This is a genomic window from Pyramidobacter porci, from assembly GCF_009695745.1.
Taxonomy (GTDB): domain Bacteria; phylum Synergistota; class Synergistia; order Synergistales; family Dethiosulfovibrionaceae; genus Pyramidobacter; species Pyramidobacter porci.
The window spans coordinates 78,029-94,419 of record NZ_VUNH01000009.1 but is presented as its reverse complement, the minus strand read 5'-3'; the positions used below and the strand labels follow the sequence as shown (position 1 = coordinate 94,419).

At 59.7% G+C, this 16,391-nt stretch carries 16 protein-coding genes; 9 read left to right on the top strand and 7 right to left on the bottom strand.

The window, feature by feature from the left end; translation table 11 throughout:
* Positions 1–308 precede the first annotated feature (308 nt).
* On the bottom strand, positions 309–1,346 hold the full coding sequence (locus FYJ74_RS08870; protein WP_154529220.1) for a 3-oxoacyl-ACP synthase III family protein: 1,038 nt from the start codon (positions 1,344–1,346) through the stop codon (positions 309–311).
* Positions 1,347–1,632: 286 nt separating this feature from the next.
* Between FYJ74_RS08870 and FYJ74_RS08865 the strand changes: the two genes are divergently transcribed.
* From FYJ74_RS08865 to FYJ74_RS08825, 9 genes are all read left to right on the top strand, one after another.
* Positions 1,633–2,220 (top strand): chromate transporter, encoded by a 588-nt coding sequence (locus FYJ74_RS08865; RefSeq protein WP_320634131.1) that lies wholly within the window; start codon positions 1,633–1,635, stop codon positions 2,218–2,220.
* A complete protein-coding gene (locus tag FYJ74_RS08860; RefSeq protein ID WP_195838875.1) occupies positions 2,217–2,783 on the top strand; it encodes a chromate transporter in 567 nt (188 codons plus the stop codon). Before FYJ74_RS08865 ends, FYJ74_RS08860 begins: the two co-directional genes overlap by 4 nt.
* Positions 2,784–3,035: 252 nt before the next feature.
* Positions 3,036–3,896 (top strand): substrate-binding domain-containing protein, encoded by an 861-nt coding sequence (locus tag FYJ74_RS08855; protein ID WP_154529219.1) that lies wholly within the window; start codon positions 3,036–3,038, stop codon positions 3,894–3,896.
* A gap of 5 nt (positions 3,897–3,901) precedes the next feature.
* Entirely contained in the window at positions 3,902–4,753 is an 852-nt protein-coding gene (gene pstC, locus FYJ74_RS08850) for a phosphate ABC transporter permease subunit PstC (RefSeq protein ID WP_154529218.1), read from the top strand.
* Positions 4,750–5,580, top strand: coding sequence for a phosphate ABC transporter permease PstA (gene pstA / locus FYJ74_RS08845; protein WP_326830916.1), 831 nt, complete (start codon positions 4,750–4,752; stop codon positions 5,578–5,580). The genes pstC and pstA overlap by 4 nt, the downstream gene beginning before the upstream one ends.
* Positions 5,567–6,316 (top strand): phosphate ABC transporter ATP-binding protein PstB, encoded by a 750-nt coding sequence (pstB, locus tag FYJ74_RS08840; RefSeq protein ID WP_154529217.1) that lies wholly within the window; start codon positions 5,567–5,569, stop codon positions 6,314–6,316. The genes pstA and pstB overlap by 14 nt, the downstream gene beginning before the upstream one ends.
* A 1-nt stretch (position 6,317) precedes the next feature.
* Entirely contained in the window at positions 6,318–6,974 is a 657-nt protein-coding gene (gene phoU, locus FYJ74_RS08835; protein ID WP_154529216.1) for a phosphate signaling complex protein PhoU, read from the top strand.
* Positions 6,971–7,639 carry a response regulator transcription factor gene (locus FYJ74_RS08830; protein WP_154529215.1) on the top strand — a complete coding sequence of 223 codons (669 nt, stop codon included), beginning with the start codon at positions 6,971–6,973 and terminating at the stop codon, positions 7,637–7,639. The genes phoU and FYJ74_RS08830 overlap by 4 nt, the downstream gene beginning before the upstream one ends.
* A 3-nt stretch (positions 7,640–7,642) precedes the next feature.
* Positions 7,643–9,328, top strand: coding sequence for a sensor histidine kinase (locus FYJ74_RS08825; RefSeq protein ID WP_154529214.1), 1,686 nt, complete (start codon positions 7,643–7,645; stop codon positions 9,326–9,328).
* A gap of 48 nt (positions 9,329–9,376) precedes the next feature.
* Here FYJ74_RS08825 and FYJ74_RS08820 read toward each other — a convergent pair whose 3' ends face one another.
* The 6 genes from FYJ74_RS08820 to cdaA form a co-directional block, all read right to left on the bottom strand.
* Positions 9,377–10,222 (bottom strand): GNAT family N-acetyltransferase, encoded by an 846-nt coding sequence (locus FYJ74_RS08820; RefSeq protein ID WP_154529213.1) that lies wholly within the window; start codon positions 10,220–10,222, stop codon positions 9,377–9,379.
* Between the two features lie 20 nt (positions 10,223–10,242).
* Positions 10,243–10,641: a hypothetical protein gene (locus FYJ74_RS08815; RefSeq protein WP_154529212.1), complete on the bottom strand. Its 399-nt coding sequence runs from the start codon at positions 10,639–10,641 to the stop codon at positions 10,243–10,245.
* Positions 10,642–10,781: 140 nt separating this feature from the next.
* The gene (gene glmS / locus FYJ74_RS08810; protein ID WP_154529211.1) at positions 10,782–12,605 is read right to left on the bottom strand and encodes a glutamine--fructose-6-phosphate transaminase (isomerizing); all 1,824 of its coding nucleotides are present in this window, start codon (positions 12,603–12,605) and stop codon (positions 10,782–10,784) included.
* A gap of 279 nt (positions 12,606–12,884) precedes the next feature.
* A complete protein-coding gene (gene glmM / locus FYJ74_RS08805; RefSeq protein ID WP_154529210.1) occupies positions 12,885–14,255 on the bottom strand; it encodes a phosphoglucosamine mutase in 1,371 nt (456 codons plus the stop codon).
* A 24-nt stretch (positions 14,256–14,279) separates the two neighbouring features.
* A complete protein-coding gene (locus FYJ74_RS08800) occupies positions 14,280–15,497 on the bottom strand; it encodes a CdaR family protein (protein WP_154529209.1) in 1,218 nt (405 codons plus the stop codon).
* Between the two features lie 10 nt (positions 15,498–15,507).
* Complete coding sequence (gene cdaA, locus FYJ74_RS08795) at positions 15,508–16,335, bottom strand: diadenylate cyclase CdaA (protein WP_154529208.1); 828 nt, start codon at positions 16,333–16,335, stop codon at positions 15,508–15,510.
* Positions 16,336–16,391: the final 56 nt, after the last annotated feature.

Here is a 16,391-nt window from a genome sequence, read left to right as displayed (position 1 = left end):
CATAGACACGATGCGAATAAGAATAACGGAAAAAAGGTTCAGCGTCAAGACAAAAAAGGCTAAGAGAAGTTAAACGCCAGCAGAAAAGTTTCACAAATTCTCAAGCATACGACAGAAGCTGCTTAGGCCGGCACTGTCGTTTCGGCGTTCTCGTTCTGCGCTGCGGACTCGAAAACAAAAAAGGCAGCCGTCCCAGAAAACCAGGACGCTGCCTTTTCGTCACGAGCGGCGACGCCATGCAACGCTCCGCCGCGAAATAAGACGCAGGAAGTCCGCGCGGCCGCGCGGCCTCGGCAATTTTTCGCCGGCTATTCTGCGCCGTCGTCCGCCCCCCACTCCACCAGCACCGTTCCCCACGACAGGCCAACGCCGAAGCCGGACAACAGGACCTTCATGCCCGCTTTCAGCCGCCCCTGTTCCGCGCATTCCCCCAGCGCGATCGGGATCGTCGAAGAGACCGTGTTGCCTTTGTCTTCAAGGCTGATCACGAACTTGTCCTCGGGGAATCGCATTTCATCTCGCACTTGCTCCAGCAGAAGCCGTGACGCCTGATGAAAAACGACCAGGTCAAGAGCCTCTTTTCTGACACCGGCGCGTTCCAGGCAGCGCTGCACCGAACCGGGGACTTCTCTCAAGGAAAACTCGAGTACCTTGCGGCCGTCCATGAACAAATTCTCCTGGCTGTGCACGTTGCCGAAACGGTTCACTCGCTCTGCAGCCGTGCTTTCCGAACAGGGCAGCGCCGTCTCCCCCGCTTCGATGATGATATCACGAAGCCCCGAGCCATCGGTCCCGAGGTCGAAGCCGGTGACGCGGTCGCGCTCGCTGACTTCCAGGAGCGTCGCCGTGTGGCCGTCGCCGAAAATGGTGCGGATCGCCTTGTCCTGCTTGTTGACATAGCGCGTCACTTCGTCGCCTGTGAGCAGCAGCACGCGGTCGGCAATTCCGGCAGCGATATAGCCCTTGGCGACGGAGAGGCCGTACACGTAACCGGAGCAGCCCAGTTCGTAGTCCACGGCGCCGCAGCTTTTCCGCAGCCCAAGTTTGTGATGGACCACGCATGCAGTGGCGGGCGCAATGTAATCGCGGGCCTCGCAGCAGACAACCAGCATGTCGATGCTGTCGCGGGAAACCGCCGGATGTTCGGCAAAGAATTTCTCGCCCGCCAAGGCCAGATAATGGGACACCGGCTTGTCGGTGTCGGCAATATGGCGCCTGACGATGCCGGTTTTCTTATAAATTTTTTCGGGCGTCCACGTGCCGAATTCCCTGACCAGATCCTCGTTGGTCTCGAAGCGTTCCGGCAGGCACCAGGAAATTCCTCTGATTGACATTCCTCTGTTCATGCACTCAGTTCCTCCTCTACAATGGAACGTTTTTGCCGCACAAATTTTATGACTTGGTTTTAATGGCTAGTGTTAAATTTTAACTGATGCGAAGGCATTTCGCAATGCCATCTTAATTACATAATCCAACCGACTCTTTCGTCGGTACAGATCCCCAATTTTGTATCGCGAAACACGAAAAACATTTTCATTGACAGGCCACGACAATTCTGCTACCGTTCTGACCATACGAATTCGCCGTCTTTTTCAGCGGCGTTTTCAACTTCGAGAAAAGAGGCATCCTCCAGTGGAATCACAGATAGAAGAACAGGCAGAAGAAAAGAAGCTCGGGCTTTTTTCGATCTTCATGATGATCTTCAAGATCAGCGCCTTCACGCTCGGCGGCGGCGCCGTGCTGATCGGCCTGATCCAGGAAGCGGTGAACCGCACGGGAGTCGTGCCCGAAGAAAAAACGGCCGACATGCTGGCGCTTTCGCTGGCAGCTCCCGGCGCGATGGGCATCAGCATGTCCTATCAGGCGGGACTGGCGCTCGGCGGCCCGGCCGGCGCGGCGGCGGCCGTGTTCGGCATGGCGCTGCCGCCCTTCATCGCTATTCTTGTGCTTTCCAGCTGGCTGCTGGCGCACATGGGGTCGGGCTACATTTCCGCGTTCTTCAGCGGCGCCACGGCCGGCCTGGTGGTCGTGCTCGGCGCCATCGTCTGGAAGCTGGGCAAGAAAAACGCTCTCGTCAGCGTCAAGGACACCGCGATCTGCCTGCTGGTCGCCGCGGCGGTGCTGATCTTCAAGGTCTCCGCGGTGTGGGGACTGATCGGCGGCACGATCGTGGCGCTGATCGTCAACCTGCTTCTCGAGAAGGAAGGGAAAAAGGCATGACGGATCTGATCGCCCTGTTTTTCATCTTCGCCAAGGTCAGTCTGCTCACCTTCGGCGGCGGCCTGGCGTCGTTGCCGTTCCTCTATGAAGTTTTCGTCACCGAAAAGGCCTGGCTGACAGCCGGCGTGTTCAGCGAGACCGTCGCGCTCGCGCAGATGACGCCCGGCCCCATCATTCTCAATTCGGCCACGCTCCTGGGATACCGCTTCGCCGGGCTCGCCGGCTCCATCATCGGCACAGTGGCCGTTGTCGTCGCGCCGTTGTTGGTAGTGATGGCGCTGGTGTGGATCTTCGAGAACGCTTCCGGCACGGCGCGCCTCTGGGTCGACCGCATCCGCGTCGCCATGCGCCCCGTCGTGGTGGGGCTGCTGGCCGTGGCGCTGTGGACGGTGGCGCTGCCCGTGCTCCATCGCCGCGAGCTCTGGGCCTTTGCGGGACTGAGCGCCGCACTCTACTTCGCCGTGCCGTTCCTGCGCAAGTATCCGCAGATTTTGCTGTTCGGCATGGCGCTGCTGACCGTCGTCCTCTACGCCCTCGGCATGACGTCGCTCGCCGCGGCGTGACCTTTCGAAAAATCACGCTCGCCGAGAGACAAGCGCCGCGCGCTAAAAAACGTTCCGCGAAAAAGGCCGTCCGCGCCGGGAAAATTTCCCGGGCGCGGACGGCCTTTTGTCCTTTCACTGTCTCCTCACTTCATCCGCTTTCGAGAAAGAGACGCAGACGATTTTACACTCTCTTTACGTGCCCGATATTTTCCCCTGACAAAGCGGCATTATCCTCAAGGCACAAAATCGAAAGGAAAGAGGAGATAAAAAATGAGTATGAAGAAATTGGCGGCAGTTGTTCTGGCTATGAGCGTAAGCTGTGCGGCGCCGGCGTTCGCCGTGGCAAAAGGCGGGATCGACGTGATCTCGCGCGAAGAGGGGTCCGGCACGCGCGGCGCGTTTATCGAGCTTTTCGGCGTGGAGCAGAAGGATACTGACGGCAAAAAGGTCGACATGACGACCGACAACGCCGACATCACCAACAGCACCTCGGTCATGATGACGATGGTGGCCGGCAATCCCAACGCCATCGGCTACGCGTCGATGGGCTCGCTCAAAAAGGCGGACGTAAAAGCTCTGGCCATCAGCGGCGCGGCGGCTACGGCCGAAAATATCCGCAAGGGAGATTACAAGATCGCACGTCCGTTCAACGTCGCCGCGAAAGGACAGCTCCGCCCCGCCGCGCAAGCTTTCCTCAACTTCGTCATGAGCGCTCAGGGACAGAAGGTCATCGTCGACAACGGCTATGTCGCCGTCAATGAAAAAGCCGCTCCTTTCGCCGCCAAACGCGTCGCGGGCAAGGTGGTCGCCGCCGGTTCGTCCAGCATCGCGCCGATCATGGAAAAGCTCAAGGAAGCCTATCTGCTTGTGAACCCCGCCGCCGAGATCGAAGTGCAGACGAGCGACTCCACGACCGGCATGACCTCGGCCATCTCCGGCATCTGCGACCTCGGCATGGCTTCGCGCGGCCTCAAGGAAAGCGAGCTGAAAGCCGGCCTGACTCCGGTCGCGATCGCCATGGACGGCATCGCCGTGATCGTCAACAAGGGCAACGAGTTGAAGGGGCTGACCGTGGAACAGGTGCGCGACATCTATACGGGCAAAATCGAAAACTGGGAAACTTTGAAATAAAAACGATGACTCAGGCCAAAGAGAACGCCGCGAAGTGGATTTTCGCCGCGGCCGCGGCGGCGTCGGTAATCGCCGTAGCGCTGATCTGCGTCTTCCTCTTCGCGGGCGGCATTCCCGGAATGATGAAGATCGGCGTATGGGAGTTCCTCTCGGGAACTCGCTGGCGGCCGGGAAACGATATCTACGGAATCCTGCCCATGATTCTCGGATCGCTGTACGTCACCGCGGGGGCGCTGCTTATCGGCGCTCCCGCCGGTTTATTGACGGCCGTCTATCTGTCGCGCTTCGCGTCGCCGCGCATGACGCGTATCCTGCGTCCGGCCGTCTCGCTGCTGGCGGGAATTCCGTCGGTCGTGTACGGTTTCTGGGGCGTAACGACGATCGTGCCGCTGATCCGCCGGTATTTCGGCGGCAGCGGTTCAAGTTTGCTGGCGGCGGCGCTGCTTCTGGGCATCATGATCCTGCCGACGATTATCGCCGTCAGCGAGGCGGCGCTGAACGCCGCGCCCCGGAGTTATTACGAAGGAGCGCTGGCGCTCGGAGCCACCCACGAACGCGCCGTGTTCAGCGTCGTGCTCCGCGCCGCCCGTTCCGGCGTGATCGCGGCGATGATCCTCGGCGTCGGACGCGCCGTCGGCGAGGCTATGGCGGTGATGATGGTCGCCGGCAACCGCGCCGTGATCCCCACGAGCTTGTTCCGCGGCGTACGCACGCTGACGAGCAACATCGTCATGGAAATGGGCTACGCCGCCGACCTGCACCGCGAGGCGCTGATCGCAACGGGCGTCGTGCTTTTCGCGTTCATTCTGATCGTCAATCTCGCTTTTTCTCTGCTGCGAAGGAGGTCGCAGGCGTGACAATAAACCGCTTGAAATCGCTGCTGACGAAAGGCCTTGTTTACGCCGCCTCGTTCTTTACCGTCGCCGTGCTGCTGGTCATCGTTGCGGATATCCTGCGCCACGGCGTTCCCTATCTGAGGCCGGATCTTTTCGCATGGAAATACGATTCCGTCAACGTTTCGCTGACGCCGGCGCTGATCAACACGCTGTCAATGACGCTGCTGGCTCTTCTCGCCGCCGTTCCGGCCGGTCTTGGAGCCGCTGTCTACCTGGCGGAGTACGCCGCGCGCGGGGGCTTTTTCGTGAAAGCGGTGCGCGTCACGGCGGAAACGCTGTCGGGGCTCCCTTCCATTATTTACGGGCTGTTCGGGCTGCTCTTTTTCGTCACGGCCTGCCGCATGGGCATCTCGCTGCTGGCGGGAGCGATGACGCTGGCGATGATGATTCTGCCGCTGGTCATGCGCACGGCGGAAGAAGCGCTGCGGGCCGTGCCCGACAGTTATCGCGAGGCCAGCTTCGGCCTTGGCGCGGGACGTCTGCGCACGGTGTTTTGCGTCGTGCTTCCGTCGGCCGTTCCCGGAATTCTCGCCGGCGTTATTCTCGGCATCGGACGCATCGTCGGCGAGACGGCGGCGCTGATTTACACGGCGGGTACGGTCGCCGAGGTCGCCCGCAGCGTTTTCGATTCGTCGCGCACGCTCGCCGTGCATATGTACACGTTGTCCAGCGAAGGTTTGTACATGAACCAGACTTATGCTACCGCCGTTATGCTGCTGATCATCACCGCCGGCATCAACGCGTTGTCCTCTTTTGCGGCAAGGAGATTCGCCCATGGCTCGGTTTGACGTCGAAAATCTCAATCTGTATTACGATAAATTCCACGCGCTGAAAAACGTTTCCCTTTCCATTCCCGAACGTCAAGTCACGGCGTTCATCGGTCCTTCCGGCTGCGGCAAGAGCACGCTGATGAAGACTTTGAACCGTATGAACGATCTGCTCGAAGGCTGCAGAATCACCGGCAAAGTGCTTCTCGACGGCGAGGATATTTACGATACAATGGAGACGACGACGCTGCGCAAGCGCGTGGGCATGGTCTTTCAAAAACCCAACCCTTTTCCGATGAGCGTCTTCGACAACGTCGCCTACGGTCCGCGCACCCACGGCGTTCGCAGCCGCGCCCGCCTCGAAGCCGTGGTCGAGAAATCCCTCCGCGACGCCGCCATCTGGGACGAACTGAAAGACCGCCTCAGATCCAGCGCGCTTGGTCTTTCCGGCGGACAGCAGCAGCGCCTCTGCATCGCCCGGGCTCTGGCGGTGGAGCCGGAGGTGCTGCTGATGGACGAGTCCACCAGCGCCCTCGACCCGCTTTCCACCGCCAGGATCGAAGATCTCGTCACGGCGCTGAAGGAAAAATACACGATCGTCATGGTGACGCACAACATGCAGCAGGCGGTGCGCATCTCGGACACAACGGCGTTTTTCCTGCTCGGAGAGATCGTCGAGTACGACGGGACCGATCGCCTCTTTTCCAATCCTCGGGACAAGCGCACCGAAGATTACATCACGGGGAGGTTTGGTTAAAATGAGAAGCCGATTTGACAAGCAGCTGAACCAGCTCAACAACAACCTGCTGGCAATGGGGGCCCTGGCGGAACAAGCCATTGCAAGCGCCGCCCAAGCGCTGTCCGAACAGGACGAGGACGCCGCCGGACGGGCGATCGAGCTTGAACGGGAGATCGATTCTCAGGAGCGCGCCGTCGAGTCGCTCTGTCTCAAACTGCTGCTCGAACAGCAGCCCGTCGCCGGGGATCTGCGTCTGATCTCCGCGGCGCTGAAAATGATCACCGATCTGGAACGCATCGGCGACCAGGCGGCGGATATCGCGGAAATCATCCTGCGCCTGCGCGGGCAGGCTTACATCAAACCGCTGATTCATTTGCCGCGGATGGCCGCCAGAGCCATCGAAATGGTTACCGGCAGCATCGACGCTTTCGTACGGAAAGACCTCGAAAAAGCGAAGAGCGTCTTCGAGCTCGACGATCTGGTCGACGAACTTTTCCGCATCGTCAAGAACGAGCTGGTGGAACTGATCCACAAAGACGCCTCCTGCAGCGAGCAGGCCGTCGACCTGCTCATGATCGCCAAGTATTTCGAGCGGATCGGCGACCACGCGCAAAACATCGCCGAATGGGTGGAGTTCTCCCTCACGGGCGTCCATAAAAACGGAGAGAAAGAATGATCTATTACGTCGAAGACGATTCGGGTATCCGCGAACTGGTGGTCTACACGCTCAACCAGACGGGGCTCGAAGCCCGCGGCTTTGCGGAAGGTCAGGCGTTCTACGTCGCCTGCGCCGAACGGAAGCCCGATCTGATCCTGCTCGACATCATGCTGCCGCGCGAGGACGGCCTGAGCATCCTCAAACGCATCCGTCAGGACGCTTCGCTGAAAAGCGTCCCGACGATCATGGTCACCGCCAAAGGTTCCGAATACGATAAGGTGCGGGGACTCGACCTGGGCGCCGACGATTACATCGCCAAACCTTTCGGCATGATGGAATTGGTGGCGCGGGTCAAAGCCCGCCTGCGCGCGGCGGGCGGAGAAAAGGGCGCGGCCGTCCTCAGCTGCGGCGCGCTGAAACTGGACAGCCGGCGCCACGAAGTTACGGCCGGCGGCCGCCCGGTCGCGCTGACGCTGAAGGAATTCGCCCTGCTGGAACTGCTGATGCGGCATCCCGGCGTGGCCTTCACGCGCGAACAGCTTCTGGAACGCAACTGGGATTACAGTTACGAGGGCGGCACGCGCACCGTGGACGTCCACGTCCAGACTCTGCGCGGCAAGCTCGGCGACTGCGCTTCGCTGATCCAGACGGTGCGCGGCGTAGGATACAAATTGGGAGGTTGACGAATGCAGCGGCGAATTTTCTGGAGTATTTTTCTCACCGCACTGGCCGCAGTCTTCATCGTTGGGCTGTTTACGGCCCGGGCCTCCTACAAAAGCATCGACGCGCGCGTGGCCGAAGAGCTCCGCGCCGAAGCCCGATCCGTGGCCGCGACGCTGCCGCTTCTGCGCAACGCCGAAGAATATCTGAGCGCGTTGCCCGACAGCCGCCGCGTCACGCTCATCTCCGCCGACGGACAGGTCCTTTACGACAATCACGCGCCCAGCGGCGCAATGGAAAATCACCGCGCCCGCCCCGAGGTGCAGGAAGCGCTTCGCAGCGGCCGCGGCGAAAGCTACCGCTATTCAGACACGCTCACGGAAAAAACGCATTACTGCGCCGTCCGCTTGGACGACGGGCGTATTCTGCGCGTCGCCGTCACCCGCGGCACGACCGCCGGCCTGGCGCGCCGCGTCGTGTTCCCGCTGACCGTTACCGCGGCGCTGACCGCTTTGCTGGCTCTGTTTCTTTCGCGCGCTCTGGCCCGCGGCATCACCGCTCCGATTACCCGGCTCAACCTCGCCGAGCCCCTGGAGAACGACGCTTACGACGAGCTGACGCCGCTTCTGCTCCGCCTTGAAAATCAGAACGAGACGCTGCGCAGCCAGCTCGACGAGCTGGAAAATCAACGCCGCGAACTGGCCGCCGTTACGGAAAACATGCGCGAAGGGCTGCTCCACGTCGACAAAGAAGGAACGGTGCTGGCCATCAATCGCAGCGCCGCGAGAATTTTCGCGGTCGACCCCGCTCAATACGTCGGTCAGAATATCCTCCTCGTCAGCCGCAGCGCCGAACTGCACAGCGTTGTCCAGGCCGCGCAGGCGGGGCGCAACGGCGAAGCGCTGCTGGACGTCGGCGGCCGCGTTTATCGTCTTCTCTCCACGCCCGTGACCGTCGCCGGCGAACAAAAACAGGCGGGCATGGTCGTGCTGCTGCTCGACGTCACGGCCCGCCAGCAGGCGGAACGACAGCGCCGGGAATTCACCGCCAACGTGTCGCACGAACTGCGCACGCCGCTTACGTCCATCGCCGGTTACTCCGAGATCATGGCCTCGGGACTCGCCAAACCGGAAGACCTGCGCGGCTTCGCCGAGAAAATCCACGGCGAAGCCAGCCGCCTGATCGCGCTGGTCAACGACATCATGGAGCTGTCGAAGCTCGACGAGAAAGCGGCCCTGCCGCCTCGTGAAAACGTCGACCTCTTCGATCTCTGCGAAAAAATTTTGCCGCGTCTCAAACCCGAAGCTGAAAGCCGAAAAGTGCTGATCGAACTGACCGGCCGCCGCGCCTGCGTTTGGGGCGTTCGTCCCCTGCTCGACGAGATGGCGTTCAACCTGATCGAAAACGCCGTCAAGTACAACAGAGAGGGAGGCTCCGTTCTCGTCGACGTCGCCGAAGGGAACGAGACCGTCGCGCTGACCGTGCAGGACACGGGCATCGGCATCCCGCCGGAACACCAGGACCGCGTCTTCGAGCGTTTCTACCGCGTGGACAAGAGCCACAGCAAGGAAACCGGCGGCACCGGCCTGGGACTGGCCATCGTCAAACACGCCGCCGCGATTCACGGCGCGTCCGTCGAGCTGAGCAGCGCGCCCGATTCGGGCAGTTGTTTCACCGTGATTTTCGACAAAGAGTTCCACGCCCCCGCCTAGGAAAAAGCGAATGGGGAAGCCGGAGCGTTCGGCTTCCCCATTCGCTTTTTATAAACCGACGCGTTTCATGCCGCGGCGCACGGCTTCCCACAGCGCCAGAGTTCGTTCATCCTGCAGCGGCGGAGCGGGCAGCTCGGCGCGCGCGAATGTTTTCATAAAGATTTCGCCGTCGCCGTCCGGCCTCCAGCGGCGCGCGACGCCGCAGCTGAAAAATCCGAGGCCGCGCAGCCTCTCGCGATCTTCCTCGCTCGGCGGCGGCATAAAAAGCTCCAGCGTTTTGCCTTCGCGGCACAGCCGTTCGAGCGCGTCGAACAGACCGCGCCCGGCTCGGGCGGCGTCGATCCTCTGTACCGGCGGGGCGTCCGCCATCGTATACGCCGCGGCCAGCGAGCCGTTTTCATTCAGTTTGCCGCGGACAGGTTCCAATTCTTTGAACAGAAAGGTCTGGGCGGCGCGTTTCCCCACGGCCGGTTCCGCCGCCGTCAGCGCGAATCCGCACTCCGACAGAAGACGGTTCGAAGGACTGGACGCCTCGACCTGAGCGTAAAAGCCTTCCGGCAATCCCTCTTCGATCAAAAAGCGTTCGCCCAGGTCCTCCATGGCACGCGCCAGCCCCAGCCCGCGCGCTTCGGGCGCGACCATGCGGCGATAGGTGCGGAACAGCCGCCGGTTGGAACTCCCTTCGGCGCGGAATCCCGTCATGCCTACAAGGCGTCCGCCCCGGCGCGCCGCGACGAGGAACAAACCTTCGCCGACCATGCGCGCGATTGCCGACGGCTCGTAAAAGCGCCGGTCATAGTTTCCTCCGTACACCGACCGCACCAGAGCGGGGATCTCACGCTCGTCGCCCGCCCGGAACGACATGATCTCCGCTTCGCCGCGCGTCATTCTCATCCGGCCGCTCCTTTTCTTCTTTACGGCTCCGCCGCCAGTCTTTTCACGACCAGCGAGTTCCAGTTCAGCAGCGTCAGAAGCCGTTTCGCCGCGGCGGCGGTCTGTTCCTCCGTGCCGCCGCGCAGTACGATCTCGGCGTCGGAATCGATGCCCGCGCGTTTGAGCAGCGCGGCGGCCTCGGGGCTTTCGAGCTGCGCCGACGTCAGAAAGACTTCGAAAGCGGCGGGCGTTCGCTCCGCCGCGGGCGCGCCGCGCAGATCCACGACGAAAAAATCCTTTCGTCCGGCACGCTCCGTCACGTATGCAGCCCCGACCGTTTCGACGTTTTCCATTTTCCGCATTTTCGCGGCGTAGTCGGCGCGCCAGCCGAAGCCCATGAAGACGCCTGCGACGGCCATCAGGAACACGCTTTTTCTCATGGTGCGCTCATCCTTTCCCAGAGACTGCGTTCATTGTACAAAAAAGAGCAAGCGCAGGCAAACCGTTTTCGCCGTGAGTTTTCTACAAAAAAGAACGTTCGGAATCGAGCCATCCCGAACGTTCTCTTTAAATTTATTATTTATTCGACGGTGACGCTCTTTGCCAGATTTCGCGGCTGATCGATATCGCAGCCGCGCAGCAGCGCTGATTCGTAGGCGAATATCTGCAGCGGCAGAACTGTCAGGAACGGCGTTAACTCGGCTTCGGTCATCGGCACCTTGATTGTTCCCGACACATCGTTCACGTCGGGAACGTTTTCCGTGGTGACAATGATCACCGGCGCTTTTCTGGCGCGCGTTTCCTCCACGTTGGAAAGCGTTTTTTCCAGCAGCTCGTCCGCCGGGGCGACCACGACGACCGGAAGCTCTTCATCGAGCAGAGCGATGGGGCCGTGTTTCATCTCCCCGGCGGCGTACGCCTCCGCATGAACGTAGGAGATCTCTTTCAGCTTCAAAGCGCCTTCCATGGCCACCGGATAGGAAACGCCTCTCCCCAGGAACAGAAAATCCCGCGCTGCGCCGAACTTGCGGGCCAAAGAGCGAACGACGTCTTTCAAAAGCAACGTCTGTTCGACCTTGTACGGCAAATCCTTCATCGCTTCGGCGAGGCGCTTTTCGTCCGCGCCGGGCAGTTCGCCGCGGAGTTTGGCCAGATACAGCCCGGCCAAAATCAGCACCGCCATCTGCGCCGTGAACGTCTTTGTCGCCGCCACGCCGATCTCGATGCCGGCGTTCAGGCGGATCACGTCGTCCACTTCGCGGGCGATCGATGAATTGGGAGCGTTCGTCGCCGCCACGGTATAGGCCCCCAGCTCCTTCACGTGCCGAAGAGCTTCGAGCGTGTCGAGCGTTTCGCCGGACTGAGACACGAAAACCGCTATCGTATCCCCGCCGGCTCTGAGCGGTCGATAACGGTATTCGGAAGCGATATCGACGCGAATGTCAACCTTCAGATATTTCTCCAATACCCGCTGCGCGACGGTCGCCGCATAAAATGACGTGCCGCAGGCAACAAGGTCCATGCGCTTGAACGTCTTGGCCTTTTCAGGCGTGATTCCCCACTCGCCGCTGAGATCGATCAGATCGCTTGCGGTGCGGCCAAAAAGCGCGCGACGCAGGACGGAGCCCTGCTCGTTGATTTCTTTCAACATGAAATGCGGGTAGCCGGCTTTGTCGATCATCGCCCTGTCCACGTCTACGGAAACAGTGCGGCGCTGATGCGCAACGCCGTCGAGATCCCAGAACTCGGCGCCAGACGTGCTCAGACGGCAGATCTCGCCTTCGTTTAAAAAGATCACTTTGTCCGCGTGTTCGACGACTGCCGGCACGTCCGACGCGCAATACGCTTCGCCGTTTCCCAGAGCGACAACCAACGGTGCGCCTTTTCTCACGCAGTAGAGCTCATTCGGTCGATCGCCGAAAACAAGCACAAAGGCAAACGCTCCGCGGCACTTCTTGAAAAGCTGGCACAGAGCTTTGACAGGCTCTCCGTCATAGAGACGGGCAAGAAGCTGCGCCGCAACTTCCGTGTCCGTCTCCGAGCTGAAATGCACGTTCTCAGCGACGAGTTCGTCGCGGAGTTCCTTGTAGTTTTCGATGATTCCATTGTGGACGAGAACCACCATATGCTTCTCATCGGTGTGAGGATGGGCGTTCGCCGTCGTCACGCCGCCATGAGTGGCCCAACGGGTATGTCCGATGCCGACGTTTCCCTTCAGCCCGTCGGCGCCGACAAGCTCTTTGAGCTTCGCCACCTTGCCCACGGTTTTGACCGTCTTGAAAGTGCCCTTCTCGCAAACGGCAACACCCGCAGAATCGTACCCGCGATATTCAAGGCGCTCCAGCCCTTGAATGATAATCTCGCAGGCATTCTTGTTGCCGACATAACCAACAATTCCACACATACTGAGCAACCTCCTCAGCACTGAAGGGCCTCTGCCGTTTGTACCCAGGTCGCCCCGGGGTTTTGTGACAGAGGTTCATGGCTCCCCTTCGCCCGCCACGAAAGCATCCGCCGAATGGTTCGATCGCTTTCGTCCTCGTCGACTGTCGCCGCTGAATCAGAAACGGTTCAGTCCTGGCGCTTCCGTTCGTACGTTTCCTCCCAGCGTTTATATTATCACAAAATGGGGAGGATTGAACCGTACGGTTCAATCCTCCCCATTTTCCGAACGCGGCGAACTCTAAAGAGCGCGAATCATCGCGCCGAACTTCTTCGACAGCGACGCGAGCGTATCGCGGTCCTTGCATTCTACCAGCAGACGGATCAGCGGTTCCGTCCCCGAAGAACGCAAAAACACGCGCCCCGTCGCCCCCAATTCGCGATTCGTCTGTTCGATGGCATCTCTCAAATCCGCGTCCTGCATAACCTTATCCCGATCCGAGACAGCGATATTCGTCAGTTCCTGCGGGAACGGATCGAAACGGTCCACCAGCGTTTCAGGCACTTCCCCCAACTCGCGGCACGCGCGCAAGAAGGCGAAGCCCGTGCAGAGCCCGTCCCCCGTTCTGACGTAATGGTCGATGATCACGTGCCCGGATTGTTCGCCGCCCAGTCCGGAAGCCGTGTTCTTCATCATGTCAAGAACGTATCGGTCGCCCACGGCACAGCGAAAAACCTGAATTCCTTCCTTGCGCAGATGATTTTCCAGAATGCCGTTGCTCATCACCGTCGCGACGACGCCGCTGCCGAGAATGCCCTCCCGCTGCAGCCAGCGCGCCAGGACCCAGAGCACGATGTCGCCGTTGATGACCGCGCCCTGCCGATCGACCAACAGGACGCGATCGGCATCTCCGTCGTAAGCGATGCCGATGTCGGCGTCGTTCGCCCGCACCGCCTCGGTCAAAGCCTCCAAATGCATGACGCCGCTTTTCTCGTTGATGTTCAATCCGTCGGGCTCGGCGCCAATCAACACGCTCTCGCACTCAAGCTTTTGCGCGATCAATGGGATGACTGTCGAAGCGGCGCCGTTGGCGCAGTCGAAAACGATCTTCATGCCGGAAAGACGATCGCTGTCGAGGATTTGAAGCACGCGGTCGGCGTACATGATCGCAAACCCCTCCTCCGAAACCATCTCGCCGATGGAAGCCCCGGAAGGCCGCCAGTCGTCGATCAAGTCGTCCCCGAGATAGTCCTCGATCTCCAACTCTTCGCCGTCGCGCAGCTTTTGTCCCGCGCCGCTGAGAAATTTGATGCCGTTGTATTCCGGCGGATTATGGGAAGCGCTGATGATCGCCCCGCCCTGCGCCTTGAAGAAAAGAACTCCGTAGCTTACGGCCGGGGTCGGGATGACGCCCAGCAAAATAACCTCCGCTCCCGCGGACATCATTCCCGCCACAAGCGCCGATTCCAGCATTTTGCCCGAACGACGCGTATCGCGCCCGACCACGATCTTGGGACGCGGCGTGCCGCGCTGAATCAAAAACAGGACATAGGCCCTTCCCAGCCGAAGCGCCATTTCCGGAGTCATAGATCCTCTGTTGGCAATGTCGCGCACCCCATCGGTGCCGAACAGACAACGACAACGCGGCGCCGATGTGCTTTTAACATCCATTCGTTTTTCCTCCCCGAGACCAGATTATTGAGACTGCCGCGTCACCTTTACGGTTAACGGTTCAACGCCGACCGATTCGACTCCGGCGATTTCTTTTCGTTTCAGATGGACCGGCAGGCGCATCGACGGAGCGACAATATTGGAAACGTCGACGAAAGCCGTCAGTTCAAGATCTTTCAGCGTCAAGTTCTGCAAGACGTTGGCGGTTCCTTCGACATACACGGTCACCGTCGCCGGCTCAACGGCCCAGCGCACATCAGCGGACGCTCCCGTCACCGAAATGGGAATTTCTTCGTAGTCGCGGGTGTCGTTCAGCGTTTTCACTTCCACGTTCACGGTAACGGCCGGAGAAGAAAGCAGTGACAGGCCGGCGGGGACCTCCGCAATTTTCGTCTGGATGGAAGCGCTCTTGGAAAGGCGCGCCAGGTTGATCGGCTCTGTGTAAAGCTTGGCGACCTGATCGAACGCTTCCGCCCGTCCTTCGACAAGAATGGTCTCGGGCACCGCCTTCGCGGAAAGGAGGCGAAGGCTTGGCGGCAGCGTGCCGCGAGTTCTCACTTCCACGGGGAGTTCCTTGCGCGGTATTCCCTGATAGTAGGTTGCGGACACGGTCACGTCGGCAGGCGAAAAATCCAGTTCCACCCCGCTGGGGGATCTGAGCGGAATGCGCCAGGCGCCGCCGCGAAAAAGTTCCTCCAGAGTGGGGCGCACGGAAATTTCGTAGATCGAGGAAAGCTGATCCTCGCGTCCGTGAGCCACCACCACGTCCGGATCCGATGTGGCTCCATCCATGACGTATCCTTCCGGCATGTTCTCCGGAGGAAGGATCTTGACCTTGAGCTCCTTGTCGATCATGCGCGCCAGTTCGATTTCGACATCCTTGGGAACGATCTGCGCCACATTCATGCGAGACGGCGCTTTGAAATGAATGGGCACGGTATGACGCCCGGCGCCGAGATTTTTCAGATCGACTTCGGCAGTAAGCTGGGAGTTTTGCAGAACGTTCATTGCCCGACGCTCGCCGTTCAGCGTGACGACAACCGTCCTCACGGAAGGGAAAAGCGCAAGATCCGCAGGCGGATTCAAAAAGTCAAGGCGCACTTCATAAGTCTTGGCAATTTCCTCGTTGCGATTGCCAACGACGTAGAACCACAAAACAAACGAGAGGATCAACGAGAAAACAATCAAAAAAACTCTGGAAGAAAGCCAATCGTCAAGACGGGCAGGCTGATTCTTTTTCATCGCCAATCACCTAACTATTGCTGCCGAAAGAGCGCAGCTCTTCCTTAAGACTTTCCAAAACGCCCTGTTGCTCCTGATCCTGTCCGGAAAAATAGTGGACAAGATATTTTTTCAGCTGAGACTCTTTCAAATTTCTCGAAATTCTTCCTCCAATCGCCAGCGAAATTTCGCCGCGCTCCTCGGAAACGATCAACGACACCGCATCGGAGACTTCGGTCACGCCGATCGCGGCGCGATGCCGCGTTCCCAGCCAACGGGACAGGTCGGCATCTTCTGTGAGAGGCAGATAACATCCGGCGGAAATGATCTGTTCCGTGTCAATGATCGTGGCCCCGTCATGAAGCGGGTTGTTCGGCCAAAAAATGGCGATGATCAGCTCTTGGGTGATATCCGCGTTGAGGAGCACGGCGTTTCGCCAGTAATCCTTCAATCCTGTGCCCCTCTGCAGGACGATCAGCGCGCCGATTTTGTGCGCGCAGCAATACATCAGCGCTTTGGAGACTTCGTCGGCGACGACTTCGGCCCGCTTCAACGCCTTACTTCGCCGCCACATGCTGCCGCGGCCAAGCTCTTCGAGAATGCGACGCAGCTCGGGCTGGAAAATAATCGGCACGATGATGAGCAGCGCACTGAATCCTTGGGTCAAGATCCATGAAAAGGTATCCAGATTGAGCCAGCGTGCGACAAAAGAGAGAACAACAAGCAGAAAAAGGCCCTTGACCAGCTGTATCGCTCGTGTCCCTACCAGAAGACTTAACGTCTTATAAATAATATAGGTTACCAGTGCTATATCGATGACATCCTGCCATCTGAAAAATTTCAGCACGCCTACGGACAAGAACAACACTCCCCTTTTCCGGCTTATTTTTTGTGATATTTTTGGAAGAACTGTTA

Coding starts and splice junctions, on each gene's coding strand:
- FYJ74_RS08870 (WP_154529220.1), bottom strand. CDS start 1,346: ATGAACAGAGGAATGTCAATCAGAGGAATTTCCTGGTGCCTGCCGGAA.
- FYJ74_RS08860 (WP_195838875.1), top strand. CDS start 2,217: ATGACGGATCTGATCGCCCTGTTTTTCATCTTCGCCAAGGTCAGTCTG.
- FYJ74_RS08855 (WP_154529219.1), top strand. CDS start 3,036: ATGAGTATGAAGAAATTGGCGGCAGTTGTTCTGGCTATGAGCGTAAGC.
- pstC (WP_154529218.1), top strand. CDS start 3,902: ATGACTCAGGCCAAAGAGAACGCCGCGAAGTGGATTTTCGCCGCGGCC.
- pstB (WP_154529217.1), top strand. CDS start 5,567: ATGGCTCGGTTTGACGTCGAAAATCTCAATCTGTATTACGATAAATTC.
- phoU (WP_154529216.1), top strand. CDS start 6,318: ATGAGAAGCCGATTTGACAAGCAGCTGAACCAGCTCAACAACAACCTG.
- FYJ74_RS08830 (WP_154529215.1), top strand. CDS start 6,971: ATGATCTATTACGTCGAAGACGATTCGGGTATCCGCGAACTGGTGGTC.
- FYJ74_RS08825 (WP_154529214.1), top strand. CDS start 7,643: ATGCAGCGGCGAATTTTCTGGAGTATTTTTCTCACCGCACTGGCCGCA.
- FYJ74_RS08820 (WP_154529213.1), bottom strand. CDS start 10,222: ATGAGAATGACGCGCGGCGAAGCGGAGATCATGTCGTTCCGGGCGGGC.
- FYJ74_RS08815 (WP_154529212.1), bottom strand. CDS start 10,641: ATGAGAAAAAGCGTGTTCCTGATGGCCGTCGCAGGCGTCTTCATGGGC.
- glmS (WP_154529211.1), bottom strand. CDS start 12,605: ATGTGTGGAATTGTTGGTTATGTCGGCAACAAGAATGCCTGCGAGATT.
- glmM (WP_154529210.1), bottom strand. CDS start 14,255: ATGGATGTTAAAAGCACATCGGCGCCGCGTTGTCGTTGTCTGTTCGGC.
- FYJ74_RS08800 (WP_154529209.1), bottom strand. CDS start 15,497: ATGAAAAAGAATCAGCCTGCCCGTCTTGACGATTGGCTTTCTTCCAGA.